Origin of the sequence: Nostoc sp., assembly GCF_036917465.1 — a bacterium.
In the GTDB taxonomy this organism is placed as follows: Bacteria; Cyanobacteriota; Cyanobacteriia; order Cyanobacteriales; family Nostocaceae; genus Nostoc.
In genome coordinates this window covers 1-25,792 of the sequence record NZ_JBALDL010000111.1, presented here as the reverse complement: position 1 = coordinate 25,792, position 25,792 = coordinate 1, and the positions used below count along the sequence as shown (strand labels likewise).

28 protein-coding genes and 4 pseudogenes are annotated in these 25,792 nt (G+C 41.4%); 18 read left to right on the top strand and 14 right to left on the bottom strand.

All coding sequences use genetic code 11. The features are described from left to right. Positions 1 to 193: 193 nt before the first annotated feature. Positions 194 to 1,729, top strand: a complete 1,536-nt coding sequence (locus tag V7K38_RS29220; RefSeq protein ID WP_334863269.1) for a DUF1802 family protein — start codon at positions 194 to 196, stop codon at positions 1,727 to 1,729. Between the two features lie 70 nt (positions 1,730 to 1,799). On the opposite strand, the gene V7K38_RS29215 is transcribed toward V7K38_RS29220, so the two are convergent. Both V7K38_RS29215 and V7K38_RS29210 read right to left on the bottom strand, forming a co-directional pair. Then, on the bottom strand, positions 1,800 to 2,057 hold the full coding sequence (locus V7K38_RS29215; RefSeq protein ID WP_334863267.1) for a ribbon-helix-helix domain-containing protein: 258 nt from the start codon (positions 2,055 to 2,057) through the stop codon (positions 1,800 to 1,802). Between the two features lie 35 nt (positions 2,058 to 2,092). Next, positions 2,093 to 2,410 (bottom strand): hypothetical protein, encoded by a 318-nt coding sequence (locus tag V7K38_RS29210; RefSeq protein ID WP_334863265.1) that lies wholly within the window; start codon positions 2,408 to 2,410, stop codon positions 2,093 to 2,095. 255 nt (positions 2,411 to 2,665) lie between these two features. Between V7K38_RS29210 and V7K38_RS29205 the strand changes: the two genes are divergently transcribed. Beyond that, the gene (locus V7K38_RS29205; protein ID WP_334863262.1) at positions 2,666 to 3,325 is read left to right on the top strand and encodes a Nif11-like leader peptide family natural product precursor; all 660 of its coding nucleotides are present in this window, start codon (positions 2,666 to 2,668) and stop codon (positions 3,323 to 3,325) included. Between the two features lie 235 nt (positions 3,326 to 3,560). Here the strand turns inward: V7K38_RS29205 and V7K38_RS29200 are convergent, their stop codons facing one another. The 3 genes from V7K38_RS29200 to V7K38_RS29190 all read right to left on the bottom strand — a co-directional run bounded on the left by V7K38_RS29200 (position 3,561) and on the right by V7K38_RS29190 (position 5,821). Then, the gene (locus V7K38_RS29200) at positions 3,561 to 5,147 is read right to left on the bottom strand and encodes a glucose-6-phosphate isomerase (RefSeq protein ID WP_334863260.1); all 1,587 of its coding nucleotides are present in this window, start codon (positions 5,145 to 5,147) and stop codon (positions 3,561 to 3,563) included. A gap of 111 nt (positions 5,148 to 5,258) precedes the next feature. Further along, the gene (locus V7K38_RS29195) at positions 5,259 to 5,516 is read right to left on the bottom strand and encodes a cytotoxic translational repressor of toxin-antitoxin stability system (protein WP_229465202.1); all 258 of its coding nucleotides are present in this window, start codon (positions 5,514 to 5,516) and stop codon (positions 5,259 to 5,261) included. A gap of 107 nt (positions 5,517 to 5,623) precedes the next feature. Further along, positions 5,624 to 5,821, bottom strand: a complete 198-nt coding sequence (locus tag V7K38_RS29190) for a hypothetical protein (RefSeq protein WP_334863257.1) — start codon at positions 5,819 to 5,821, stop codon at positions 5,624 to 5,626. A 200-nt stretch (positions 5,822 to 6,021) separates the two neighbouring features. On the opposite strand from V7K38_RS29190, the gene V7K38_RS29185 reads away from it, so the two are divergent. The 6 genes and pseudogenes from V7K38_RS29185 (at position 6,022) to V7K38_RS29160 (ending at position 9,136) form a co-directional block, all read left to right on the top strand. Then, complete coding sequence (locus tag V7K38_RS29185; RefSeq protein ID WP_334863255.1) at positions 6,022 to 7,155, top strand: branched-chain amino acid ABC transporter permease; 1,134 nt, start codon at positions 6,022 to 6,024, stop codon at positions 7,153 to 7,155. Beyond that, entirely contained in the window at positions 7,145 to 7,927 is a 783-nt protein-coding gene (locus V7K38_RS29180; protein ID WP_334863253.1) for an ABC transporter ATP-binding protein, read from the top strand. Before V7K38_RS29185 ends, V7K38_RS29180 begins: the two co-directional genes overlap by 11 nt. Before the next feature lie 11 nt (positions 7,928 to 7,938). Further along, a pseudogene (locus V7K38_RS29175) lies at positions 7,939 to 8,174 on the top strand (type II toxin-antitoxin system HicA family toxin). Further along, a complete protein-coding gene (locus V7K38_RS29170; RefSeq protein WP_334863250.1) occupies positions 8,171 to 8,395 on the top strand; it encodes a type II toxin-antitoxin system HicB family antitoxin in 225 nt (74 codons plus the stop codon). The pseudogene V7K38_RS29175 and the gene V7K38_RS29170 overlap by 4 nt, the downstream one beginning before the upstream one ends. Further along, a pseudogene (locus tag V7K38_RS29165) lies at positions 8,391 to 8,528 on the top strand (ABC transporter ATP-binding protein); the annotation flags it as partial. The gene V7K38_RS29170 and the pseudogene V7K38_RS29165, both read left to right, overlap by 5 nt. A gap of 32 nt (positions 8,529 to 8,560) precedes the next feature. Continuing rightward, positions 8,561 to 9,136: a Uma2 family endonuclease gene (locus tag V7K38_RS29160; RefSeq protein WP_334863248.1), complete on the top strand. Its 576-nt coding sequence runs from the start codon at positions 8,561 to 8,563 to the stop codon at positions 9,134 to 9,136. A 178-nt stretch (positions 9,137 to 9,314) separates the two neighbouring features. On the opposite strand, the pseudogene V7K38_RS29155 reads toward V7K38_RS29160, so the two are convergent. The 4 genes and pseudogenes from V7K38_RS29155 to glpX all read right to left on the bottom strand — a co-directional run. After that, a pseudogene (locus V7K38_RS29155) lies at positions 9,315 to 9,620 on the bottom strand (Uma2 family endonuclease); the annotation flags it as partial. Then, positions 9,617 to 9,754 (bottom strand): annotated as a pseudogene (locus V7K38_RS29150) (metalloregulator ArsR/SmtB family transcription factor); the annotation flags it as partial. The pseudogenes V7K38_RS29150 and V7K38_RS29155, both read right to left, overlap by 4 nt. A 100-nt stretch (positions 9,755 to 9,854) precedes the next feature. After that, a complete protein-coding gene (locus tag V7K38_RS29145) occupies positions 9,855 to 11,141 on the bottom strand; it encodes a glutamyl-tRNA reductase (protein ID WP_334863246.1) in 1,287 nt (428 codons plus the stop codon). A gap of 240 nt (positions 11,142 to 11,381) precedes the next feature. Then, positions 11,382 to 12,419 (bottom strand): class II fructose-bisphosphatase, encoded by a 1,038-nt coding sequence (gene glpX, locus V7K38_RS29140; protein ID WP_334863244.1) that lies wholly within the window; start codon positions 12,417 to 12,419, stop codon positions 11,382 to 11,384. 363 nt (positions 12,420 to 12,782) lie between these two features. Here glpX and V7K38_RS29135 point away from each other — a divergent pair, with 363 nt between their 5' ends. From V7K38_RS29135 to grxD, 7 genes are all read left to right on the top strand, one after another. Then, positions 12,783 to 13,355, top strand: a complete 573-nt coding sequence (locus V7K38_RS29135; RefSeq protein ID WP_334863242.1) for a DUF981 family protein — start codon at positions 12,783 to 12,785, stop codon at positions 13,353 to 13,355. 47 nt (positions 13,356 to 13,402) lie between these two features. Further along, on the top strand, positions 13,403 to 13,717 hold the full coding sequence (gene grxC, locus V7K38_RS29130) for a glutaredoxin 3 (protein WP_334863240.1): 315 nt from the start codon (positions 13,403 to 13,405) through the stop codon (positions 13,715 to 13,717). A 327-nt stretch (positions 13,718 to 14,044) separates the two neighbouring features. Continuing rightward, positions 14,045 to 14,530: a tRNA adenosine(34) deaminase TadA gene (gene tadA, locus V7K38_RS29125; protein ID WP_334863238.1), complete on the top strand. Its 486-nt coding sequence runs from the start codon at positions 14,045 to 14,047 to the stop codon at positions 14,528 to 14,530. A 113-nt stretch (positions 14,531 to 14,643) separates the two neighbouring features. Next, on the top strand, positions 14,644 to 15,402 hold the full coding sequence (locus tag V7K38_RS29120) for a lysophospholipid acyltransferase family protein (RefSeq protein WP_334863236.1): 759 nt from the start codon (positions 14,644 to 14,646) through the stop codon (positions 15,400 to 15,402). Between the two features lie 571 nt (positions 15,403 to 15,973). Next, complete coding sequence (locus V7K38_RS29115) at positions 15,974 to 16,579, top strand: hypothetical protein (protein WP_334863234.1); 606 nt, start codon at positions 15,974 to 15,976, stop codon at positions 16,577 to 16,579. 243 nt (positions 16,580 to 16,822) lie between these two features. Next, on the top strand, positions 16,823 to 17,080 hold the full coding sequence (locus V7K38_RS29110) for a BolA family protein (RefSeq protein WP_094346138.1): 258 nt from the start codon (positions 16,823 to 16,825) through the stop codon (positions 17,078 to 17,080). A gap of 148 nt (positions 17,081 to 17,228) precedes the next feature. Continuing rightward, a complete protein-coding gene (gene grxD / locus V7K38_RS29105) occupies positions 17,229 to 17,552 on the top strand; it encodes a Grx4 family monothiol glutaredoxin (protein WP_334863231.1) in 324 nt (107 codons plus the stop codon). Positions 17,553 to 17,864: 312 nt separating this feature from the next. On the opposite strand, the gene V7K38_RS29100 is transcribed toward grxD, so the two are convergent. After that, the gene (locus V7K38_RS29100) at positions 17,865 to 18,113 is read right to left on the bottom strand and encodes a DUF6761 family protein (protein WP_012410260.1); all 249 of its coding nucleotides are present in this window, start codon (positions 18,111 to 18,113) and stop codon (positions 17,865 to 17,867) included. 581 nt (positions 18,114 to 18,694) lie between these two features. Here V7K38_RS29100 and V7K38_RS29095 point away from each other — a divergent pair. Continuing rightward, positions 18,695 to 19,468 (top strand): response regulator transcription factor, encoded by a 774-nt coding sequence (locus tag V7K38_RS29095; RefSeq protein WP_334863229.1) that lies wholly within the window; start codon positions 18,695 to 18,697, stop codon positions 19,466 to 19,468. A gap of 73 nt (positions 19,469 to 19,541) precedes the next feature. Here V7K38_RS29095 and V7K38_RS29090 read toward each other — a convergent pair whose 3' ends face one another. The 4 genes from V7K38_RS29090 to V7K38_RS29075 all read right to left on the bottom strand — a co-directional run bounded on the left by V7K38_RS29090 (position 19,542) and on the right by V7K38_RS29075 (position 21,905). After that, positions 19,542 to 20,348, bottom strand: a complete 807-nt coding sequence (locus V7K38_RS29090; RefSeq protein ID WP_334863227.1) for an ABC transporter ATP-binding protein — start codon at positions 20,346 to 20,348, stop codon at positions 19,542 to 19,544. A gap of 9 nt (positions 20,349 to 20,357) precedes the next feature. Further along, a complete protein-coding gene (locus tag V7K38_RS29085; protein WP_334863224.1) occupies positions 20,358 to 20,924 on the bottom strand; it encodes a hypothetical protein in 567 nt (188 codons plus the stop codon). A 68-nt stretch (positions 20,925 to 20,992) separates the two neighbouring features. After that, positions 20,993 to 21,454: a DUF4079 domain-containing protein gene (locus V7K38_RS29080; RefSeq protein WP_334863222.1), complete on the bottom strand. Its 462-nt coding sequence runs from the start codon at positions 21,452 to 21,454 to the stop codon at positions 20,993 to 20,995. A 70-nt stretch (positions 21,455 to 21,524) separates the two neighbouring features. Then, positions 21,525 to 21,905 (bottom strand): DUF1830 domain-containing protein, encoded by a 381-nt coding sequence (locus tag V7K38_RS29075; RefSeq protein ID WP_334836142.1) that lies wholly within the window; start codon positions 21,903 to 21,905, stop codon positions 21,525 to 21,527. A 574-nt stretch (positions 21,906 to 22,479) separates the two neighbouring features. Here V7K38_RS29075 and V7K38_RS29070 point away from each other — a divergent pair. Together V7K38_RS29070 and V7K38_RS29065 are read left to right on the top strand one after the other, a co-directional pair. After that, entirely contained in the window at positions 22,480 to 24,072 is a 1,593-nt protein-coding gene (locus tag V7K38_RS29070; RefSeq protein WP_334863219.1) for a photosystem II high light acclimation radical SAM protein, read from the top strand. Positions 24,073 to 24,315: 243 nt separating this feature from the next. After that, the gene (locus tag V7K38_RS29065) at positions 24,316 to 25,719 is read left to right on the top strand and encodes a DICT sensory domain-containing protein (protein WP_334863217.1); all 1,404 of its coding nucleotides are present in this window, start codon (positions 24,316 to 24,318) and stop codon (positions 25,717 to 25,719) included. Positions 25,720 to 25,792 lie beyond the last annotated feature (73 nt).

The following is a 25,792-nucleotide window of genomic DNA, read 5'->3' as shown; positions in this document are numbered from 1 at the left end:
TGGGAAGCGTTATTCGGCTAAAGTCTTCTTCCCATCCTTTTGCTTGGTCTTTGATACCTGAATAACCGCCTACCCCGAATTATTGAGGGGATACACTAAATTTATAATCGAGGTATTAAATACCCCTAACATTCTGCCTATTATAAGTGAAACAGATGACTCAGACGACAGAATTAACAACTTGTAATTAAACATGAGTGAATCAGTTTTGATTTATAACGCCCTATGTCTACCTGCTCCTGATATTGAAGCTTTAATAGAAGGGCGAATTATTGCAGCGATACCCCGGATATTATTAAATTCAGGGCAACAATTCGCTCTTTACCGCCTTGATTATTCAACAAATAAGCTTTCAATTGAGCAATACTATCACCCAAAATTTTTACCTATTGCTCAAAATGCTTTGATAGGGTTAAATACTCAAGGTATTTTATTACAACCTAAGCAAATAAGCTTACTTAAAAATGAAGAACAGTTAAAATTACCCCTCTTATCTCATGAAACAGTTTCAATTAAAGCTTGGGCAAGATGTGAACATTGCCAAATACTTGATAAAACTAAAAATTTAGATATTTTATCTCAGCTAACAATATGGAAACCAGAAGTATTTGAGGCAATTTTACAGAAACAACCGCATATTTTTTTGGCTTACTTGCGAGTTTATCATTTACCTCAATTATGTCAAGTTGCAGCTAATCCGAACATTCAAGAAAAAGTAGGTAAATTTGTAGGTTTACCTAATATTGGTGTTTCTGAAGACAAGCCAGTATTAAACGATCGCACCTTCGCCCAACGCAAACACCAATTAGAAAAGCTAGAACCCCCACTACACCCTGAATTAGAAGAATTGCAGAGTGCGATCGCATCCTTAACCATTAGCCAACCAGCAGCGAAACAATTAGACCAGGATATCAAAGTATTCTTAGGTTGGAGTAGCGATAAACCAACCAATTCATTAGATTTAGACTTACCTTGGATTCATAAAATTGCTGAAGTTGGGAACTCTAGCGAAGGACATACATTTGAGAAATTAGTTCGTAGAGGATTACTAAAATTAGGCTTTACAGGTTCAGGGTTGAATCCAGATGCAACGGGTGGCGCAGGAGGTATGGATTTTTACGCTGAACAACCTTATCCAATAGTAGGAGAGTGCAAGGCCACTAAAACTGAAAAAGTTACTGATGGTACACCTGCACAGTTACTAAAAATAGGTATGAACCATCTTGGTAAACTTCAATATGACAATTCTATTAAATTAATTGTAGCCGCCGGAGAACTAAATTTTTACGCCTTAAGAACAGCTACCGAAAATCAAATGAATGTTATTAGCCCTGAAACACTACAAAAACTAATTGAACTGCAAGTACACTACAAAAATTCTATTAACTTATTAGAACTAAAAGAGTATTTGCAACAAGCTCCTTTTGGTTTAGCTGAAGATAAAATTAATACTTATATTGATAAAGTGAGACAGTCTATAAGGTTGCGATCGCACATTATCCAGCTTGTCAAAAACTATCTAGAAAACTCAGGTATAGAATCTGCTGGTGTTGAAGCTCTACATGGTGCGTATTTCGGCTCACATCCGCCACAGCCAATAAAAACAGTAGAAATGCACGAAATTCTGATAGAACTTTCTTCACCCTTAACAGGCTATTTAGGACGAATAAAAGGCAGTGATTCTAAGAGCGATCGCTTTTACTTTCTCCGCGATTTACCTATTAACTAAAAATAGTACAATATCTCTCTTTTCTTCCCTTGGCGCTCTTTGCGTCCTTTGCGGTTCGTTTCAAAATAACTTAAGCTCTCGCTTTACGCAGCTTTTCTCGCAATTGTTCAACTACAACTTCCCGATCAATACCTTCCCCTCTATCCAGTTGATCAATAGCAACTTCAACTTTTTCGCGTGTTTCTTCAACCCACTGCTGATAACCTTTTTCCCACTCTAATAGCAACTTCAATGCTTTACTAATCACTTCTTCGGGATTCGCGTATCTACCTGTAGCAATTTGTGCTTGGATAATTTGCTCTAGTTCAGGTTTAATTTGGATATTCATGATTTACACTTCCAGCTTATTGAACGTACCCTGAATCATATTCTGCCAGTCGCTCCAGTTTCATTTAGGCAAAAAACGCAGTCTACAGCATTTGGGTACTTCTCAAGGGCTTTTCTATGAGCTATTTCTATATCTTCATCAATGAAATAATCTCCACTATCTGGCTCCACTGCAATATAACAGCCATAATTTTTTTCGATATATTCTGGACGCACACGCTCAAATATTGCCCGACAAAGCTTATGAAATACCTCTCGTTCAGCTTTGCGTCTAGCTAGTTCTTCTGGTGGTAAAGTCCGTTCTGGAAAAATTCTACCCCGACGTGCAGGTTGTTTTGCAGTTGATTCATTCATAAATAATTCATACTATCTATTGACTTAATTTTATTTTATGAGAAGTAAGAAGGAGCGATCGCCATCTTCATCTTTTTCTCAGTATATTTTATTTATAGTGACAAACTTTACATAAATTTTATACTTAGCCACTGTGTAACTTCATTTACATTATATAAAAGATTTAATACTGTCGAAGAAACAGATTATACTTACTACACTGGTGTTCATTGATCCCTAATATGTACCAAGTTTAAAACTTCGGTAAGATGACCCATGTATTATCAAATTTGGAATTTTTTTCTTAAAGAAGATAAATATATTTATTGGAAAGAACAAATAAAATTTAACAAAAGTTTTGACAATGTTGTATGGCAAAAGATTATTGATTTTTTGTTATTAGTAGAGCAAACTTTCCAATTGAAAAGTCAACTAGCAGAAACCGATAGCATTGAGCCGTTTCTCAAGTTAGCAACAGAAAATGGTTACAATTTGATAGCAGAAGAACTTGCGTGGTTTCTAATTACAAGAAGACAGATTTGGGATCTTTTTGATTTTGCACAAAAAACCCCATCTCTCAAAGAAGAATTGCTCGTTGCTAAAGATCCGCAGCAGTTCGTTAATATAGCAGATGATAATGGCTATTCCTTTTCTGTAGAAGAGTTAGCTTGGCTATTAATTGAAATCAAATCATCCCCAGAAATAGTATCTATTAACAACAGTGTCGGAGAGATTCTTACAGGTTCAAGCTACGGTAGAATTGACATAGGATACTGGATTTGGCTAGCAGAAGACTGGGGAATTGTGCCACCATTTTGTCATCGAGAGAATCCGGGTAACTTATTATCTGGAGATACCAACAATCCTTTTTTACTCGATCGCTGTTTCTTACCCAAGAGCTATTTTAATCAACGCCTTTTGGTAAGTAGTAAGTAGTAATGATGTATATAGCAATTTCTGAAGGAGTTACGAACAACAAGATCCCCGACTTCTTGAAGAAGTCGGGGATCTAAGCCTCTCCATATAAATTCAATTTATAAAAACTTAATTACGAATTATACAGTGAAGCATCCTAGATGGAAGATAAAACTTCTATATAGGATGCTTCACAATAAAAAATTGTTGCTGATACAACAATTACGGACAAAATGTGACATTCAGACTAGAGTTATCAGCTAGCAGAAACGGTTAAACTGCCGGGTTTTTGAAGATCGCCTTGCAAAACTACACCTCGCTGATTGGCATAGATATGACGCAAAATCTTGTAAATTGCCTCAACTTGCTCTGATGCGCCAGCTTTCTTGGCGAGTTCGTCAAGAGAAATGGGAGCTTTTTCTTTTTGTAGAACTGCTACCACTCGTGTTTGTAAATCGAGAATGGAGGCGGCAGCTTTTTTACCAGCTTCTACCCCTGGTTGATGGTAGGCGTTGACGTTAACTAAGCTTGCGTATAAACCAACAGCACGTTCATACAAAGCAATTAATGCCCCTACAGTTCGGGGATTAACTTGGGGAATGGTGACTGTAATCGAATCGCGGTGATTTTCATAAAGCGCTTGTCGCGTTCCTTGGAGAAAACCAGAAAGATAATCGCCTGATGTAACTCCCGCATCTATTTCAGTAGATGGCCCCTGACGATCTTCCAACACTTCCACGAAGGTAGCAAAGAAATTTGCTACACCCTCACGCAACTGCTGAACGTAAGCATGTTGATCTGTTGAGCCTTTGTTGCCATAAACGGCGATGCCTTGATGGACAACCTTACCGTCTAAGTCTTTTTCCTTGCCCAAGGATTCCATTACTAGCTGTTGCAAATAGCGGCTGAATAAAAATAAGCTGTCCTTGTAAGGCAGGACAACCATATCTTTTTCGCCCTTTCCGTTACCAGCAAAGTACCAAGACAAAGCAAGCAAGGCGGCTGGATTATTTTTCACATCTGGGACGCGGGTAGCGTCATCCATCTCTTTTGCACCATCAAGGATGGCGTGAACATCAATGCCCTGTAATGCGGCTGGTACTAGCCCCACAGCAGACATTTCTGAGGTGCGTCCTCCTACCCAGTCATACATGGGAAATCTGGCTAACCAGCCTTCGTCTTTGGCTAGTTTATCGAGGTTGCTGTCAACGCTGGTAATTGCTACCGCATATTGAGCAAATTCTAAATTGTGTCCGGCGTAAGCTTTTTTAACTTCAATCATGCCGTTGCGGGGTTCCGGTGTTCCCCCAGATTTGGAAATCACCAATACCAGAGTGCTGGCGAGGCTATTTCGGAGATGATTGATGACGCGATCAATACCTGCCGGATCGTTGTTGTCGATAAAGTGAATTTTCAGGGGTGGGAAATCAGGAGCAAGGGCTTCTGCGACGAATTGGGGGCCGAGGGCGGAACCACCAATGCCAATGGAGATAATATCCGTGAAGCGGCTTGCCCTGGGAGGATGAATAGCACCTGTTTGGACTTTTTCCGCAAAGGCTTCGATTTGTTCTAGGGTTTGGACAATTTCTTGTGTAAGTTCTGGAGTTGGCGCTAAATCAGGATTTCGCAGCCAGTAATGTCCAACCATGCGATTCTCATCAGGATTTGCGAGCGCACCCTTCTCCAGTTCAGCCATATCCGCAAACGCCTTGTCAAACTTCGGCTGCAACGATTCCACAAAGGCATCATCGAACCGGATTCGACTCACATCTAAATACAGTCCCAATCCCTCGTGGAAATACAACCAGTTTTGGTATCGTTGCCAAAGTGCCCTAGCATCCATAGGGAAATCTCAAATAAAGTGTTTTTCAAAACCAGTTTAATGTAAGGTTATAGCGATCCCTGCCTAGCCTTATACAGTTTACAGTTTTCAGTGTTCCCTTAACTCTTCTGCTTAAACATCTGGCATAGGGATGACACGCAGAAATTTCACTATTTCACCCCTAATTTCTATACCAATCAGGTAATTATCGAGGGTGAAGCGGTGAAAAATGCCTTCACTATCAAGCTGTCGCAGTTCTTTTAGATCGCTCAGTTGCCACTTTTGGGCTAACTCAATAAAGACAAAATCATACACCCGCTCGTAAGCAGCAGGTTCTAAATTTTTCAGGTCTAGCAAAAAAGACCTTGCATAGCGCATTTCTAGACTCACTAGGCGTTACCTTAAATTAAATATGAGTAGTGAGTGCTGTTAGCGGATAGCTAGGGTTTAGCCCGTGCTGAGTAAAGAGGCAGTACTAAGGACTCGGTGCTGCTGAATCAGAAAAACATCAACAGTCGTATCGCTTCTTCATGGGTTAATATATCCCACGGTTGCTGCGATCGCTTAACCTGTTGTATGACTTTGAGCATATAAAAGTCATAATGTAAAGCTTCGAGAACATTCCAAATGTCTTGTAAATCGTCATCCCCTAACTGCTCGATTAAGTGATGCATTCTCAGTCGTAGCAAATTCATAAGTTAATTATTCCCTACAACCCAACACCAACAATAAATAGTATTCCCACAAAATTGGCTATGCTCAAGCTACGCTAAAATTTATTGCCGAGCTAAGAGGGAGTAGGGGGAATTATTAAACAAATCTCTCCGTCTCCCTTGTCTTTTCTTAATGCCCCATGCCCAATGCCCCATGCCCAATGCCCAAATAACTATTTAATATGGTTGACTATCTAATTTTCTTAGCAATTTCTACAGCACTTTTTGCTCTCTTTGCACTAGGACTCAATTTACAGTGGGGCTTTACAGGGTTAATTAACTTTGGTCATATTGCTTTCATGACCCTGGGAGCATATACAACGGTATTGTTAAGTTTAAAGGGCGTACCCCTATTGATATCAGCAGTGGCTGGGGCAATTGTCGCCGCCTTGTTGGGTTTGATAATTGGTTTTGCAACTCTCCGCTTACGGGAAGATTATCTAGGAATTGTCACCATCGGTACGGGCGAATTAATTCGTTTGGTGGTAAATAATCAAGATTTACCTGTGGGTGATACCTGGATTTCTGGGGCGTTTGGCGTGCAAAGTTATCCCATACCCTTATCTACAGAGCCGAATTTGTTTGTCAGATTAGTAATGATTGGGTTGTTAACGCTACTAGCTGCCGTAACTTTCTTTACTTTGTGGCAATGGATTCGTACCACCCAAATATCTCGGACTACTGATTTAGGCAAAAGGACAACTAGCAAGCAAGAATTTATATCCCGCTTGGTTGTGGGAATTGTATTAGCAGTTTTGGCAGCAGCAATCTATATTTCTGGGGTAATTGGACTGTATAACTACAACCCAAAAGCAGGTTTAATGCTGGTGTTGCTGTTGGTTTTAGCATTTGTATATTGGCGCTTAGAAATTTTGGTGCGATCGCCTTGGGGTAGAATTCTCAAAGCCATCCGTGAAGATGAAGAAATTCCTAAAGCGCTAGGAAAAAATGTCTTTTGGTATAAATTACAATCATTAATGTTAGGTGGTGCGATCGCAGGTATCGCTGGTGCTTTCTTCGCTTGGCAACTGTCCGCCATTTATCCCGATAACTTTCAACCCCAAATCACCTTTGACACTTGGATCATGGTGATTCTAGGCGGTTCTGGAAATAATGTTGGCACAATCTTAGGTGCGGTAATTTTCTTTGCTTACGATGCGCTGACACGAGAAGTCTTACCCAGAATTGTCCCCCTTGATGAAGCCCGTTTAGGTGCATTTCGCATCATGGTAATCGGACTAATTTTAATGGTACTGATGATTTGGCGACCTCAAGGTATTCTAGGGAAAAAGGAGGAACTCACCCTTGGTAAATAACCAGTCATCGCCACTTCCCCTTTTGGCAGCCACTGGGCTTTCTAAAAGCTTTGGTGGTGTCAAAGCAGTTAATGAAGCGAAAATTGAGGTTGCTAAAGGCAGCATTACGGGCTTAATTGGCCCCAATGGTGCTGGTAAAACCACTTTATTTAACTTACTCTCAAACTTCATCCGCCCAGATAAGGGACGAGTGATTTTTGACGGCGAACCGATTCATAGTTTGCAACCATATCAAATCGCCCAGCAGGGAGTAATCCGCACCTTTCAGGTTGCACGGACTCTCTCGCGGTTGTCGGTGTTAGAAAATATGCTGCTGGCGGCGCAAAAACAAACGGGTGAAAATTTTTGGCAAGTGCAGTTGCAACCGCACGTTGTCGCTAAGGAAGAAAAGGAACTGCAAGAGCGAGCAATGTTCCTATTAGAATCAGTAGGCTTGGCCAAAAAAGCACACGATTATGCTGGTTGCCTATCTGGTGGACAACGGAAGCTGCTGGAAATGGGACGGGCGTTGATGACTAATCCCAAATTAATTTTGTTGGATGAACCAGCTGCTGGGGTAAATCCGAAATTGATTGATGATATTTGCGATCGCATTGTTACTTGGAACCGTCAAGACGGGATGACCTTTTTGATTATTGAACACAATATGGATGTGATTATGTCATTGTGCGATCGCGTTTGGGTACTTGCCGAAGGGCAGAATTTGGCTGACGGTACACCCGCAGAAATTCAAACCAATCCCAAAGTTTTAGAAGCGTATTTGGGAAAATAAACTTATATGAAATGCCCAAGAAAATTAGAGAACTGAAAAGTTTATTACTGCGATCGGGGTTTACATATAAACCCGCAAAGGGAAGTCATAGCAAATGGATGCATCCAAAACAAAATTATCTAAAGCTATTATCATTGCTGGTAAAGATGGTAGTGACGCTAAACTATATTTAGAAAGGCAGGTTAATGAAGCACTAGAAGAATTAAATAAGATAGAAGCAGAGGAAAAGGAGGAACCAAAAACATGAAATATACAATATTAATTCAATGGTCAAATGAAGATGAATGTTATGTAGTTTCATTACCTGATTTCCCGGATGTTATGCAGCCTTGTACTCATGGAGACACTTATGAGGAGGCTTTGAAAAATGCTCAGGAAGTCTTAGAAATGTTAATCGAATCTTACTTAGAAGATGGTCAGCCTTTACCAGATCCACAAACATTAGGTAAATCTTTAAAAGTGGCTTGAATACAATATGGATGTGATTATGTCACTGTGCGATCGCGTTTGGCTACTTGCCGAAGGGCAGAATTTGGCTGACGGTACACCCGCAGAGATTCAAAGCAATCCCAAAGTTTTAGAAGCGTATTTGGGAAAATAGATCGGAGATGAAATTGGAGTGGAAAAAAATCTATGTCGATGATGACAGTCAAAGATTTAGAACAAGTTCAAACCGTTTTTACCGAAGCAGGTTTAGATTACCAGCTGGAACTCGAAAATGGGAAAATTTCAATTATGGGCCCGTCAGATATTGTATCCAGCGAAATCAGTAGTCGTCTCATCGCCTTTCTCTTTGCTTGGATAAATCCTCGTCGCTGGGGAAGAGTATTTGATTCGGCTGGCGGTTTCATCATGCCAGATACAAACCTCAAAGCACCTGATGTTTCCTTTGTTCGGGCTTCCCGACTTCTTCAAAGTCCTCGTTACTTTGGAGAACTTGTCCCAGACTTGGTGGTAGAAATTAAATCTCAGAGCGATAAAATTAAAGTTATAGCAGCCAAAATTCTGAAATTTATAGAACTAGGAGCGATTGTCGGCATTCTGATTGATCCTGATGAAGAGACAGTTACAATTTATCGCTCTATGGGCGAACCAACAATTTTAGAAAATGGTGATATTTTAACCATCCCAGAACTTTTTCCCGGTTGGGAATTGCCCGTTACTGAATTGTGGCCTCCTATCTTTACCGAGGAAGAAACACAAATTTAGTGAAGAACTTTTTGCTTTCTATTTATGAAATGTATTTAGTAATTTGACTTTCGACAAATAAAAGTACATGAATACTGTTAATTGCCTAAACTCAAAATGCTGCTAAAGAAGGTGATATTGTTTTGCTGTCATCAAATTAATTTTTCTTATGTAGTCAAATTACGAATTACGAATTATTTTAATCTTCATTATTTTCTGCAAAATTAACTTGCTCATAAAGGTCGCGCAATTCAATTTTAAAATCAACCGTTTGCAGTGATAAAGTTGCAGATTCATGTTCAAGTTCAGTAAATGACCATTGACTTTCCGCAGTTTTTACATACTGCATCACATGATACTGATATTGGTCAATTAAAATATATTCCTTGAATTCTGGAATAGAGCGATAATAAAGAAACTTATCGCCTTAGTCATAATTTTTAGTCGATTTAGATAAAACTTCAGCAATTAACGTCGGGTTCATAACCGTTGTTGTGCCGATTCCTTGAGTTGCAGTAGCGCCGCCAATTCTTCGACGCTACACTCCTGATTTGCCAGGATACCTACAATTTTCAATCGGCTATCATCCGCTAATCCCTTGAAAAAGCGCAATAAAATGTTAAATTGTTCTGGTTGCATAAATAATTTCTAATTAGATATCTATCTAATTAGAAGTATATCTAATTTAAAAGCTCAGATCCCCAACTTTTCATAGAAATCGGGGATTTTGTTGTTCAGTTTAACTAAACTGTTCCTCTGCATCTAGGTTGAACAGCATTTGTAGAGTTTGCATACAGCGCCGTCTAGCTTCCACATCTTGCTGCGATCGCAACTGTACCATCGGGTCATGTAAAATTTTATTGACAATTCCCCGCGTTAGTGCTTCAATTACCTCTTGATGTTTTTCAGCGAATTCCGAACCCAATCTCGACAAAGCTTTTTCTAACTCTTGTTCGCGGATAGTTTCAACTTTATTTCGCAGACAGCTAATAGTGCTGACAGTTTCAAGAGAACGCCACCAAATATCAAAAGCTTCTACTTCTTCTTCTAACAGTCGCTCGGCTTCCTGTGCAATCTTTCGACGGCTTTCGTAGTTTTGCGCCACTACAGCCTTCAAATCATCCACATTAAACGCCTGCACGTTTTCTAATTCATTTACATCCACATGAACGTTACGCGGCACAGAAATATCAAATAACATCAAAGAGCGCTGAACTTCTAAAACCATTTCCAACTTAGCCCGGTCAAGTATTGGCTCTGTTGCCGAAGTACTTGTGAACACTAGATCGCTATCGGCAATTACTGCCATCATTTCCGATAGCGGATGAATTTGGATCGGTTGTTGGGGGAAAAGCTTCGCCAATTCTTGGGCGCGATCGCGGGAGCGATTTACAATACTAATTTGCACCGCACCTTTAGAAATTAGATGTTGCACCAGCAGCCGCGACATTTTACCAGCGCCCAAAATTACCACTCGACAAGCTGCTAAATTTGCCACTTTTATCTGCGCTAACTCTACAGCTGCCGAACTGATAGAGACAGCGCCAGTACCAATACTAGTTTCAGTCCTAACCCGCTTACCTGCTGTCAACGCTTGTTTAAATAATCGATTCAAAATGGTTTTTATACCGCTATATTGCTGTCCCAGTTTGTGAGTTGTTTTCACCTGAGCCAGAATTTGACCTTCTCCGAGTACCAGACTATCTAAACCACCTGCTACCCGCATAACATGCATGACTGCATCATCATGTAGCAACATAAATAAATGTTGTCGCAGAGAAATAACGGGCAATTTACTATATTCCGCAAGAAACTGAGTTATTTCTCGGATACCTTGGTCTACTTCATTGGTAACAATGTAGATTTCCAGGCGGTTACAAGTGCTAAGAATTGCAACTTCATCAATATGAGGATAGCTGGCCAGTTGAGCGATCGCACTTTCAATTTGTGGTTCTGGAATGCTCAGTTTTTCCCGGACTTCTACTGGGGCTGTTTTATGGCTTAACCCCACCACTGCTATATTCATTTGCTAAATCGTAGTTACTAGTTGGTAGTTGAAAATAGGGTATTGAGTCAGAATAGGGAATGGGGAATTTTTGTTTATTGGTTGGCGGTTTTTCCCAGCAACAAACAACAAATAATCACTAACTACTAACTACTAACTACTGTAAGAATGAAGCATTTGGATGACTATTTTTCATTTTTATCGAAAGATTTCTTTCCAAATGCTTCGCACCTACTTTTATCATTCCCCATTCCCTAAAAATTAGTTCAGTTGGAGAGTCTTGGGTTCACCAAACATGTGAATTGTATCAACAAATCGAGCAGTTTTCGATTGGTTGGAAATTACCAAGCTTTGAGTTCTTGCTCCGCCGTTGAAGAAACGTACACCTTCCATCAGATTACCACTGGTAATGCCGCAAGCAGCGAACAAAACAGTTTTACCGGATGCCAGTTCGTGAGCATCATAGACCTTATCCGGGTCATTGATATTCATAGACGTTAAACGCTCAATATTGGCTTCTCTGCTTTCTCCAATCAGACCTGTTTTTACGACTGCTGGATCGTAAATCAGTTGACCTTGGAAGTGTCCACCCAAAGCACGCATTGCAGCTGCCGAGATTACACCTTCAGGAGCCGCACCGATACCCATTAGCGCGTGAATATTAGTTCCAGCAAAACCGCAGCTTATAGCTGCACCCACATCACCGTCTGAAATTAGGGCGACTCTCGCTCCAGCCTCACGGATTTCTTTAATTAAATCGTTGTGGCGTTCGCGCTTCATGACTACGATCACGAGTTCTTCGATAGAGCGTTCTAGACACTCAGCGAGAATCTTGAGGTTTTCTGTTGCTGACTTGTTGATGTCTACCTTGCCCTTAGCTGCGGGAGGTGCTGCTAACTTCTTCATGTAAAAGTCAGGAGCAGCAAATAATCCACCCTTTTCAGAAATTGCCAAGACAGCCATCGAACCAGGTTGTCCATAAGCTACCAAGTTCGTACCTTCACAAGGGTCAACGGCGATATCAATTTCAATTAGTTCATCAGGGTTACAGAAACTTGCGGCATCTGGTTGGGTACAGATACCAACTTCTTCACCGATGTATAGCATCGGCGCGTCATCACGTTCGCCTTCCCCAATCACAATGCGACCCCGCATGTGGATTTTATTCATCCGCTCCCGCATAGCTTCCACAGCTACTTGGTCAGCGATATTTTTTTCGCCTTTACCCATCCACTTCGAGGAAGCGATCGCGGCTTGCTCTACTACTTCAATAATCTCTAACCCAAGTGTATTTTCCACAGACTCTGCCCTCTCAACTGCTTGAATTTCCGTTGCTTTCTCTGGCTATTTCAGTTTTCAAGTCTACCAAAGGGCGGATACACGTGGAAGAAAGTTAAGTTTTACTGCTAACTGGTTAAAAAAGTGCCAGTTAACACATCCTCATTTTTGACTCCTAACTACTCCAGTATAAAGCGTCCTCAAAAGCAACTAAGTTAAGAACTAGCACAAATGAGTAGCAGTCTATATCTAGAACAATACTTTTATTCAGTGTTTATCTTTAGGTATAAAATAATTAAATAAAAAAACTAGTGAATTCACTAAAAACTGAAGCCGAGGCGCAAAACTAAATAGCTTGTCAAATTCTGAGGTTAGAGGTTAATAGTGTTTATCGACTACATCACACTCATGTTAATCAATATGGTAGCTGGGCTATTTCTACTGGCTGACTATGTGTATCGTGGCATAGATAGTTCTAGTCAAAGGCAGTGGATTCCTGGATTTGGAATTACTGGTGCGATCGCACTCACAACTGGTTTACACATGAGCTTCACCTGGCCAGTAATGGGCAGCTTTAACATTGCCTTCGGTGAGACAAGTGTCCTATTTGGTATCTTGTTTGTTGCGGCTGCGGTTTGCCTTGCTCAAGGTTGGGATTTATTGACAATAGCAGTTTATGGCTTCTTTGCTGGGGTAGTTGCGATCGTAGTGGGTATTCGCATCATCAACTTGAATTTGACCAAGCAACCGCTTTTATCGGGAATAGGCTTTATTTTAACTGGGTTGGGTGGTATTTTTGCAGCGCCAACTCTTTACTGGAAAACCAACCGAACCTGGCGGCTAATTGGCGTAGCAGTGTTAATAGTAGCCGCTCTAATTTGGGCATTAACTGGATATTTGGCTTACTGGAATCATTTAGAAAGTTTCCAAAAGTGGGTTCCAGCGCCGATGCGGTAAGCAATGATCTAGGCTAGAGATATAGTTAAAACCTGCTTAAGATAAATATGCTGGACTTTCTTAATCCCCTATTAAATCGCCATCCAGAACGAGTTAAAGCCAACGTCGAACTTTACACCTGGCAAACTTGCCCTTACTGCATTCGTGCCAAAATACTGCTGTGGTGGAAAGGTGTAAATTTTACCGAATATAAAATCGACGGCGACGAAGCAGCTAGAGCTAAAATGGCAGAACGCGCTAACGGACGACGTAGTGTACCACAAATTTTCATTAATAACCAGCACATTGGCGGCTGCGATGACCTCTATCAGCTAGACACACAAAGCCAACTCGATCCCCTTTTAGCCCAAGTCGCTGTTTAGAAATCAAATTAGCCCCCAACAGTCTCATGGAATTCGCAGCTATACAAACGTACCCCATTGGCGAACCCGCAGAGTAGACCGCCTCCGAGGGCTAATGGTAATATTAAGGCTTATTTTACCCACGGAGGTGGGTTTTGTTTGTGTAGACGCGGTTTCTAACCGCTTTTTTAACTGTGCGCCCCTACAAATGGACAAATAATTTTGAATAATTTATTTTTTTGGAAGTCCTATAATCTGCCGAGGAGATAATTTTTCTTTCTTGTTAGGATGCTATCTTGCCCATCCTAAAAGTGAGCATATTTTTAAAATTTTTATATTGATAAGAATATGTTAACTAAATACACAGAAAATCTTATACATCAGCAATGGATGAATTGTGCCTTAGAATTAGCAAAAGCAGCCGGTGATGCGGGTGAAGTTCCTGTAGGTGCTGTTATTATTGATCCAACAGGCAAATTGCTGGCACAAGGAGAAAATAGAAAAGAACGCGACAAAGACCCTACCGCTCATGCGGAAATTCTCGCTCTCAAGACAGCTGCAACAACTTTACAAAATTGGCATCTTAATGAATGTACCCTCTACGTAACTCTTGAACCGTGTCCGATGTGTGCAGGTGCTATTTTGCAAGCGCGTGTAGGACAACTTGTATATGGAGTAGACGATACAAAAACTGGCGCAATACGTACAGTTATTAACATACCCGATAGTGCTGCTTCTAATCACCATCTCCAGGTCATTGGAGGCATTCTAGAGTCAGCTTGTCGTCAACAATTACAGGCTTGGTTTGCTACTAGGCGACGTAAGGTAAACTAACGGACAGAGGTAAAACTGTCCATCTAGTACGACACAAGTCACGCAAGAGAATCTACGGTGTAACTAATCAGGCTTTTCGTTAAATTTTTACCCGTCAATCAGCTGCATCCGTCATGATGGAATTTCAATCTTCATCCGATACCTGCCAGCCCACAACAGCAAATCATCAGGTAGCTGGTGCTATCTCAAAGGTTTCTCCTTGGTTAAGTCCTCTGGCATATTTATTAGGTCGTCACTGCCTATTACCATTATTCTTTGGGCAAATTAGAATAACCGGACAAAAAAATATCCCTACAACTGGGCCTGTGATTCTTGCGCCTACACATCGGGCGCGTTGGGATGCATTACTTGTACCCTACGCTACGGCTGATTGTCGGAGAGAACAAGACCTGCGGTTTATGGTAACATCTGACGAATGCCAAGGTTTGCAAGGCTGGTTTGTCAAACGTTTGGGGGGGTTTCCTGTAAATTCTAAGCATCCGTCAATCCGCACGCTGCGACATGGCGTTGAATTACTTCAGCAGAAAAAAACCCTGGTAATTTTTCCAGAAGGTAATATTTTTCGTGATGGCCAAGTTCATCAGTTGAAGCCGGGAATTGCTCGTCTTGCATTGAGTGCTGAATCTAGTCATTCCGGGCTGGGAGTTAAAATCATACCCATAGGTATCAATTACAGCCAACCTTATCCTAATTGGGGGACAGATGTGAGTATTGATATTGGCTCCCAAATTAGAGTGGCAGATTACATGAGTGGCTGTATAAAACACAATGCCAAAAGCATTACAACTGATTTAGGAAAGGCACTGCAACAATTAAGCCATCAAGAAACAAAAATTACTAATCACGCATTTGCAGAAATTACTAATTCTTGATCTCGTCAAAGGGCTTGTTGCAGCAAGAGTCCAAAGACTAACTCTTAACCATCAAGTGTTAACCGCGCATGATTAAGAAACTTCGCGCTTTGAAGGTTTGACACTAATTACTAACTGCTATACGCATCCTGAATAAGTGACCAAAAATTTATTAGTATTTAGCAATTATTGAGGATCTCTACATATATAGATTACTCCCTATTAACAGGATATTCAGGCAAATTGGCATTTTTTTGAGTTAAATCGCTAAAAATTGTCTGCAAGCTACTTAATTGGTCAATAAAAAACATTCTTACTACTCAGTTAGATAGTTATAAGCTGGTTGCGAGTAGACCAATGAGAAAGAAAATTAGAGGAATTAATACCTTAACCCAGCCCACCGTAGGTATCGTTCATCACGACGATTTAAGTTAGTTACTATACAAGGGCAATGGGAACTCTATGAAAGCGATTTTAAGTCCTAAATCAGGGATACTTAGGATGTAACTTCGCTTTGTTCAAGACCAAAACAGAGTTAAGATACCCGAAGTTTCCATAACTTTTTTATATAGTTGTCGCACTAATTGATCCCATGAACACTGCTGCCGCTGTTACCTTGATGCACCGTACCGTTTTATCAGTCATAGCAGTCCTCAGCCTGCTATCACCTGTGAATGCTCAGGTATCACAGTCACCAGGCACTAATAGCCCACAACCCATTGATCCCAACGATCCCAATAACCTGCGCCCCATAACCCAAAATAATAGCCTTTTGAGCATTGAAGGTGGCGATCGCTTAGTAAAAGAGGCAGACCAAGCCGTTTCTGCTCAAAACTATCCCTTAGCTGCTAAGAAACTACAAGAAGCACGTCAGGTTTATAATCAGCTATCTAATTTTTATCAAGAGTTAAACTCTAGCTTTTCGGGAATTGACAATAGAGTTTCTGATTCTCAGCGTCAAAAAGCTCTCTTAACAGCCCAAAAGCGAGATGAAGCCACCTTTCAACTAGCATTGGTACATCGCGCACAAAATCAGCCAGAATTAGCTGTGCCATTGTTGGTTCAAATCATTAAGAGTCAAAACCCGACACGGGATTTAGGCAAGAAAGCCTATAAACAGTTGTTTGAGTTGGGTTTTGTTGATTCTCCCTATCCTAGAGAAGGTGGTAGTTCATCTTCCTCATCCCCAAAAAAATAAATTAAATTGGCGTTAAGTGTTTTTCGTGATATCCCACCCATTTCAAATCCTTCTCTCCCTGAGCAGCACCTTGGAACGCCCCAGTGCTAGGATGTGATTATCTGCCGTAGCTTTGCCCTAGCCTTCTCAAGAATCTACCTCAGAGGCTTATTTATCTCCAGTCTTGCCAAACATCTGAAGTTGGCACAGGCTTTTGCTCTATATCTGTTAATAATAGAAAAGTAAGTTTTTTCAGGAATTGCGATGATTAGTCCGCAGCAGGTTGAGGCAATGATCAAGGCGGAACTGCCAGATGCACAGGTTCAGGTGCAAGACTTGACTGGTGGCGGCGACCACTATCAAGTGACAGTAGTTTCATCGCACTTTGCAGGTAAAGGACTAGTGCAACAGCACCAGTTAGTTTATGGTGCGTTGGGTCAAGCTATGTCAACTGAAGCGATTCATGCCTTGGCGGTAAAAACATACACTCCCGAAACTTGGCAAGCAACAGCAAGTTCCTAAGAGACGCGATTAATCGCGTCTGTACAGGAGTTAAAAGTAGAGAGGCGATTTATCGCGTCTGTAAAGGAGACGCAATTAATCGGGTCTGTTATAAATTTTTAATTCCTCACTCGTCATCGTTGAATGTAACATAGGAAACACAAATACCATGACACCAGAACTCAAAGACAAAATTGATAACTTGCTACAACAGAACAAGATTCTAGTTTTCATGAAGGGAAACAAGTTAATGCCCCAGTGTGGTTTCTCCAACAACGTTGTGCAGATTCTCAATACATTGGGAGTTCCCTTTGAGACGGTTGATGTTCTATCTGACTCTGAAATCCGTCAAGGAATTAAAGAATACTCTAGTTGGCCGACAATTCCCCAAGTCTATATCAATGGTGAATTTCTTGGCGGTTCTGACATCTTGATTGAACTGTACCAAAAAGGTGAATTGCAGCAAAAGGTAGAAGTAGCACTAGCTTCCTAATCTCTTTTTACGCAATCTTAGGCAATATGCCGTTTTCATTTCCTTGAAAGGGGAGAGAAATAATGTCTCCTCCTTCAAGGTTTTTTAATAGGCTGCTGACAAAAATACTTTATCTATGTTGGCTTAATTTCATACCTAGTCAACAATCCCCTCAGTCACATTGGCAAAACCAATATAGGCTGAGGGGATGCGTTTAATCAATACAATATCTCCAAAATCTCACACCACGGCAAAGCATTGACCAATACAGATAATATGCTATAATCATCTGCGGTAATCAACGATTACTATCAATGACCAAGTAAATGGTACTTAGTAGTAATCGGGTTGTGGCTGTGGTTGCGGCACTGCAAAATTTGATCCATCGTACAAGTAGCGGCTGGCTTCCTCTTCTAGGCGATGAATCAGATAAGGTTCAATGACGTTACTATGTCGCAGTGCGGCTAGATATCCATCCAAATACATCCGCATATCATCCGTGCGATAACCGCGATTCCATAACTCGACGAAGGCGTCGGTGAGTCTTTGGTAATAACGGATGGTTTGTGTGTCTTGGAGCATAACTGCTGTATTAATCTCTTGGAATGAGAATTGTAAATGATTCACGCTCAAATGTGAAGTGTAATTTCACTTTGACATGAACTCAAAGTCAACACATCTACTTTGGGTAGTACCCTCATAGCAGCTACACGCTACTTTAATCCTATTCCAGAAAACATTGATTCTGGTTTTCTGGTAAATTATTTTTCTGATTTTCATAGTCCATAGCCCAATTGTATTGGTGTTATGTTCTTGGATATGGGTACTAATTTTTGTGAAAAATTTACTTTTAACATCGGGTTAAAAAGCTGTTGCATTAACTCTTAGCTGATTGAATTTTAGATGTTTGCCACATTACACCATGTAGAAGCAGAATGTTAAGCTAGAAGAATTTTTGATAAGTATAACAACACTGCGGATAAATTTAATAAAAATTTAATAATATTTCCAATTGCCTTCCGGCAAGGCACAAATTAAAGATATTGCTACGCTTTTTATGAGGAAATGTAAAGCTAATAGCAATTGAAGTAACAAAGGCTACAAAACCTTAGTGACGGGCTTGTTACTTTGAAAGTCATCAGACGCTAAGGGGTCTTGCCGCTGTGGGTTCGGTTTGTATAGAAATCATTGAGGGGAATCCCCATCTCAGGTCGTTGTTGGGTTGGCACTTGCAACAGCTAGAATACCGCGTGCATCAAGCTGCCAGTATTTATCAAGCAAGGGAAGTATTTTTAAGCCATCAACCAACACTGGTAGTATTAGATGCAGACTTGCCTGATGGCGATGGCATTGAATTTTGTCGTTGGTTGCATCGTCAGGAGCAGCCTCTAATCTTAATGCTATCTGCCCGCAATAGTGAAGGTGATATTGTGGCAGGTTTAAAGGCGGGTGCAGATGATTATTTGAGCAAACCTTTTGGGATGCAAGAGTTTTTAGCACGGGTAGAGGCGCTGATTCGTCGGAAACGCACACCTACTGCACCAGCTTATTTGGATTATGGCACTTTGCAAATCGATTTAGTTCAGCGCCGTGTCCGCTTTCAGGGGGAGTTTATCGATTTAACGCCTCAAGAATTCAGTTTGTTGTATGTTTTGGCACAAGCTGGGGGAGTACCTCTGAGTAGGTCGGAATTGCTGCGTCGTGCTTGGCCTGATGCTATCGATAACCCTCGTACCATTGATACTCACGTTTTGTCGCTGCGGAAAAAGGTTGAACTTGACCCTCGTCAACCGAACTTGATTCAAACCATCCGCAATGTAGGATACCGTTTTAACATGGAAATTTTGAATACCAATATTTCACAATCACAAACAACAAAGTTAGCTAAAGAGAGATTTAGTAATCAACGTTCAACACTTAGTAGTAGTCAGGTGTGATAGGGCATTGGGCATTGGGCATTGGGAAGTAAGATAAAAACTCTTGACTTGTGTCTTGTGACCAATTCAAAATCTAAAATCCAAAATCGTCTTGAGTTTCTGCTTTAATTAGGCTTTCTCGTAATTCAAGCCAGTTTATTTGAGAGACTGTTTGATTTGCGGATAAATGACCTTGTTGTAGGTGTAATAATTTAGTGCAAAACATCTGGGCAAGTTCCAGTTGGTGATTTACCATCAGAATCGTGGTTTGGTGAGTTTGACTCAATTGGATTAAGACTTGCATGAGATGAGATGCTGTACCTGCATCAAGGGCAGAGGTTGGCTCGTCTAATAATAATATTTTAGGCTGGATGAGTAAGGCACGAGCGATCGCTACTAGTTGTCGTTGTCCAGCAGAAAGTTGTACCTCAGTTCGCCCTAACCATTCATTGGGAATGTGCAGTTGTTCTGTCCAATAACTGATTCGTTCCTGAATTGTCTGTTTGGGCAAGCCACGCAAAACTAAAGGATAAGCCAAGGCTTGCTGAACTGTCATCCCTAACAGCTTTGACTCTTGCAATACAAGTGTCACTGTCTGGCGTAGCTGAATGACAGGGATTTGGCGATATTCTTGATTTTCTAGATAGATTTTGCCACTCGTTGGTTCAATTAGGCGGTTGATGAGGCGTAATAACGAAGTTTTACCTGCGCCTACTGGCCCTACAATGGCAATGCGATTGCCCGGAAATACTTCCAAGTCAATATCTTGCAATATGGGATACCCCTGCTGATTGCCAGGAAGTTGGGTTTTCAGCTTTGTAAACAGATTAACTTGCTCTAGCCTGAGTGTGGCTTTTGCTGTATTCAAGGGAGATGAGGGAGATGAGGGAGAAATAACCAATGCCCAATTTTAAGTTAATTGTGCAGTAGTTAAGGCTGTAGCGATCGCCCAGCCATCGACCAATAGTAGCAGCAGTGTCAATACTAGTAAAATCAGATACATCCACGGCTGTGCTAAAGGGCGAACATCTGTAGTATCAATGCCTGTCTTGGCTTGGACAATTTGCACGAAACGGGCAAATCCAGATACACGCATCGGTAGTAAATAAGCTTTCCCATCCTGGCTGAGGAAGTAATAAACTAACCCTCCTTGACCAGTAGTGCGGGGTTTTAACTCCTTCACCTCTGACCAAGGTAAAAACCAGCCTTTACGGAAAAAGCGAGGAACCCAGACGGGGTAAGTAACTTGAATTCCCTGGTCATCTACCATTACTTGTTCAGTCAATACTGCATACAAGGCAACTAAGCCGATGCTAATCCCCATCCACAATAATATTGGAGGTACGGGTGCGGCTGTTACCTGCGATAAAAAGGGTAATGGGACTGTGAGTGCTACGTATAGACTCAGCAACGTTATCCGAATCAAAGGAGACAAACGAAAAACAGAAGCTGAGATATTGGCTAAATTTGCTGTCACGGCTCAATTACAATGCTTTTCTTCATTGTAAGGTAGGTCTATGCCCCTAGCGATTGATGTCCGGTAGCTCACGGTAAATACTTTTGTACTACAATCCAACCAGTCAGGGACACCCAGGCAAATCCTATAAACAAAATAATATTTACGCCAATGTGTAAAGGTCTAGCCCAAGGTCGTCTGGCACTAATTTGCGTGGCACTGAAAGCAGACACTAAAACTAATGCTACCACTATCAACCCAGCTACCAAGTGTGACGACTGTCCTAAAGAACCAAAGTGTCCTAAAGTGCCAACAATCCCGATCGCTAGCAATAGTAGCACTAAACTTACCATGCTGATGCCCATTAAATAGTGGAGCGATCGCACCCCTTTATTTCCGCCCATAAATGACGTAATAAAAAGAAATTGCTGCGAAGTTCTCGCCCGAAACATCCAAACGCCGGTGATTGCTAACATCAGATATGCCAGCAGGGACAACCCCATCGACCAGGCGGCTATTTTCCACAACCAAAGAAATGAAGGCAAATTCATAAATAAAAAAGGGCTGCCGAATTAAGCAACCCTGAAATTGAGTCAAATTGTTTTTTTTAATTAACGGCTGCTAAAGAGCGACTTGTAAGGGTTTTATACTATCTCCGGTGTTTGTATTAATTTGCTGCACCAATGATTTGGTATTAATAGGGTCTTTGCCAAATGATGAGTCTGTATCAAACTCATCAGTACTAGGTTCGTCAAGCATCAAGCGATCGCACGGAATCTTATCTGATAAAATTGCACTTGCCATCATCCCTGTATGAATCTCCAATTGACCTTTTCGCGGAGCTTCAAAAACTAAACGTTGTCCAGGGAAAACAACCCTTTCAAAGTACCAGTTGGGAATATTGCAGATGCGAGCTACCTGTATTTTGCTCGTGGCATTAATGTAGCAGCAGAGAATTTTTCCTGATTGCTCAGGTGGTAGAGGATCTAATATTTGAGCCATAACTGCTGAGGAGCTTTACGCCACAATTTTACATTACACTAGCCAAGCCTAGCACTCACTGATCCCCAGTTGCTGTAACTGTGAATACCAACTTTATCTTTGGAGATTATTTCTTCCTAAAGATATATTTGTAGTTATGAAAATTTTGTAATTATTTGTGGCTTTTTCGAAATTATACATTATACACAAAAGTTTTTGATATTTTATTCTGGAATAAAAGCTTTAATTCTCTTAAGGCAGATAAGACAACGATCCCCTTGCTTTTCGCCTAGCGAGGAAGTGAGTTTTGCCGTTTCATCTATCCTAGGATTAATAGGCTGGGATCATCGCTTAATGAATAAACTCAATGTTATGGTAAAGCTATATGAAAAATATCTTCATAAAGCCTATCTATAAATTCTATGTATGTTTTATGCATAGCAATTTTAGCGTTTACTGCAATTGCTAACACTCGTTTTCTGCATACCAGCAATCAAGTGAAATGTCAAGTGCAATTGTGATAATTAAAACCTAATAAAACAAGCACACACTTTAAAACTCGATATTTTTCTCGCTTTCTCCAAATATTGGCAAGATGGAAGTCAAAACACAGATGATGGAAAATCGAATTCTTTACGTTCGCCTTCCTTGTAACCCCATCTTTCCTATTGGGGTTGTCTATCTGAGCGATCATGTCCACAAGCAGTTTCCTAATATTGAACAGCGCATCTTTGATTTAGGAACAGTGCCACCCTTAGATTACAATTCTGCTCTAGATCGCTGTATCGATGAATTTAAACCGACACTGCTAGTATTTTCTTGGCGGGATATTCAAATTTATGCCCCAGTTGGTGGACGTGGTGGCAACCCACTGCAAAACGCCTTTGAATTTTACTACGCCAAAAATCCTCTATTAAAACTACGTGGCGGATTCGGCGGTTTACGAATCTTCATCGCTTATTATGTAGAGCTATGGCAAAACCAGGGCTTAATCAAACGCGGTTTAAAACGTGCCCAAAAATATCATTCTGATGCTCGTGTAGTTGTAGGTGGTGGTGCAGTCAGCGTATTTTACGAACAATTGGGTAAAAGCTTACCCCAAGGGGCAATTATTTCTGTGGGTGAAGGGGAAACCCTGCTGGAAAAGCTTTTAAGCGGTAGAGATTTTCGAGATGAGCGCTGTTATGTTGTAGGAGAAACTCAACCACGGGAACGGCTAATTCACGAACAACCCACCCCACTAGAAAAAACAGCTTGTAACTACGACTATATCGAAACCATCTGGCCAGAATTTAACTTTTACCTGCAAGAGGAAGACTTTTATATAGGTGTACAAACTAAGCGTGGTTGTCCCCACAACTGTTGTTATTGCGTTTATACGGTTGTCGAAGGCAAACAAGTACGCATCAACCCAGCAGATGAAGTAGTTGCTGAGATGCGCCAATTATACGATCGCGGCATTCGCAATTTCTGGTTTACCGATGCCCAATTCATCCCCGCCCGAAAATTTATCGACGATGCCATAGAACTATTGCAAAAAATCGTCGATTCTGGTATGACAGATATCCACTGGGCAGCATATATTAGAGCCGACAATTTGACACCCGAATTGTGCGACTTGATGGCGAAAACTGGGATGAACTATTTTGAGATTGGGATTACCAGTGGTTCTCAAGAACTCGTGCGGAAAATGCGGATGGGGTATAACCTGCGAACCGTCTTGCAAAACTGCCGTGACTTAAAAGCAGCTGGTTTCAACGATTTAGTTTCCGTCAACTACTCCTTTAACGTCATTGACGAACGTCCCGAAACCATCCGCCAAACCATCGCTTACCACCGCGAACTAGAACGGATTTTTGGTGCTGATAAAGTCGAACCTGCTATTTTCTTTATTGGACTACAACCCCATACCCATTTAGAAGAATACGCTTTTAAAGAAGGCATCCTCAAACCAGGATACGATCCAATGAGTTTGATGCCGTGGACAGCCAAAAAACTCCTTTGGAATCCCGAACCCCTTGGTTCATTCTTCGGCGAAGTCTGCTTGCAAGCTTGGCAACAAAACCCCAACGATTTCGGGCGCGAAGTCATGAAAATTTTAGAAGAAAAGCTGGGTTGTGCCGACTTAGAAGCAGCACTTTCCGCACCAATAGAGACGAAAGAAAAACAGTTAGCAGGTATATCCTAGAAAATACGAATTCTGAATTTCTCCCCCTCTCCTCCTCTGCGGTGTACACACAAGTCGGATTTACCCCCCTTAATCCCCCCTTTCTAAGGGGGGAAACAGAAAATCTAGTTCCCTCCCCTTTATAAGAGGAGGGTTAGGGTGGGGTAAAACCTTGGTTAGTCAGCTATTTTCAGACTTGTGTGTACACCGTAGCTCTCCTCCTCTGTATTCTCTGTGCCTCTGCGGTTATTTTTACCAAATCCCATGTTAGAAGGTTCAATCTTACAACAGCTAGAAACAGCCCATCGCCATACTACCAGGCCAATTCGATTCGGTGTTTACTATAAAAATACCCTAGTTGCCCTGTGCCACGCTCTAGAAGACCATATCTTAACCGATGACGGTATACCCTTAGTCATCACAGCCTTCCAGCAGGGGAAATGGTATCTCCAAGAAGCTGAACGATATGCAGACATCGCCCAGCGCAGCCGCCAAATTGCCATCATGGCCGCCTCTGCATCTGGCTTTGATGAACATCCTACCAGCCAGCTACCGAATGTAGACTTAGTAGCGTTAGATCCAGTCGATGCAGTGGCGCAGGAGTGGCACTTAATTATTTTATCGCCTAAGTACACAGCGATGGTAATTTGTCAAGAATTATCAGAGGCTGATTATGGCAGCGCTGGAGTACCGACATCAGACTTAGAGCGGAAATTTTATGGCTTGTGGACATTTGAGCCAGAGTTAGTGCAAGAGACAGCAGAAATAGCGATCGCTCACATCAAAAAATACAACCCAGAACTGGCAGAAAAACTCACAGCCGATAAAGAACAAATTGTACCATCAATGGCCAGATCGGAAAATTTAGGTGCAGTTGTCTCCCGTGTAGTAGATTACCTCCAGACTGGACAAGATAATTTATCCATCCCAATAGCGCTTCAGAAACAAACCTTAGATCGCAACTTGGTTTCTAACGAAATCCAAGCCTTTTTGCGAATGGCGCAACTGATGGATATGGCAGATGTCAACAATCCAATGGCGGCTGCGGAAGTCGTGGTTCTTGCGGAAGCGATCGCCCAGCTTTTGGATCTTCCCGCATGGCAGATTAAAAGATTGCGTTTGGCAGCTTTGTTGCATCGCATAGATCCATTACAAAAAGCCGAAAGCGTTCTCACAGGTGGTATATCCACACGCTACCAAGAAGATGCCCCCAGTTCTCCTTTAACTTGTGCTTTAGTACCAGGGGCGCAAGTATTGCGAACTATGCCAAGACTACGAGCAGTTGCCCAAATTATTACTCATCAAAGCGAGTGGTGGAATGGCACAGGGGAACCAGCAGGTTTAGCTGGAGATGAAATTCCCCTAGAGTCGAGAATTTTGGCATTATTAGCAGACTTTCAGTGGCGACTCAATGAGCGAAAATCGTCAAATCAAAGCCGGGAACAGATATTTACTCAAGCTTTAGATGAGTGCAAACAGCAACAATCTAACCGCTTTGACCCTAAACTTGTAGATACCCTAACTTTATTAGTTATGGGTTTACAACAGGGACTCGAATTACCCATCATGACACCCAAAGTCAGCGCCGGCATCTGGATACTTGATTCCCAATGGGATAGCCACAGCAAGATAAGTGAAGAGATTGGTAGTTACTCACCGTTCGCGTAATCGAGGATGGATTTGATGAAATTAAGGATGTGTGAACAAGGGGAGGAAGAAAAACAGGCGATCGCTACGACTT